2 pseudogenes are annotated in these 504 nt (G+C 48.6%); both read right to left on the bottom strand.

Annotation, left to right across the window (positions count from 1 at the left end):
* Positions 1-295 (bottom strand): annotated as a pseudogene (locus WEIDD23_RS13430) (PAP2 family protein); the annotation flags it as partial.
* 5 nt (positions 296-300) lie between these two features.
* Positions 301-504, bottom strand: a pseudogene (locus tag WEIDD23_RS14410) (ATP-binding protein); the annotation flags it as partial.

The following is a 504-nucleotide window of genomic DNA, read 5'->3' as shown; positions in this document are numbered from 1 at the left end:
CCGCAACCACACTGAATCCTACAAACGCCCCCATACGAAGGCGTTTGGTGATAACTGCCCACACAACAAACAGTGCCGTCAGGGTAACCCCCGTCGCCGGCTGAGCCAACAGCGTAATGCCGGTCAAGAAGGCGGTTTTGCCAGGTGTAAAATCACCTCGAATCCAAGCAATACCAGTGCGATCAATGTCTGAAATCCATGTTGCATGTTGCATGACGCCCCACGCAAAAAAAGCAAACAGCAGTATCGCTAAGCCACTAATTGGCATTGTTAATCGTTTATTCAAAATGACCACATCCTCTAAAAAAATTTGGGCGATGCAGTCTGATGTTGCATTGCTGCAACCTGTCGTATCTGTAGCTCACGTGGTGGCACAAATTGATTACCCGCCAAGATGGCTTCACCAACTTGCTGCAGTGCAATGCGTTGCCCCAATGGCGCAAGCGCCGGTAATTGTGCCAATTCTGTTGCCGTATTTAAACGGTGAATCAGGTAATTACCAAA

The organism is Weissella sp. DD23, assembly GCF_001579105.1.
GTDB classification, from domain to species: domain Bacteria; phylum Bacillota; class Bacilli; order Lactobacillales; family Lactobacillaceae; genus Weissella; species Weissella cibaria.
Note: the sequence above shows the minus strand (reverse complement) of the source record. Positions and strands in the feature narration are given on the sequence as shown.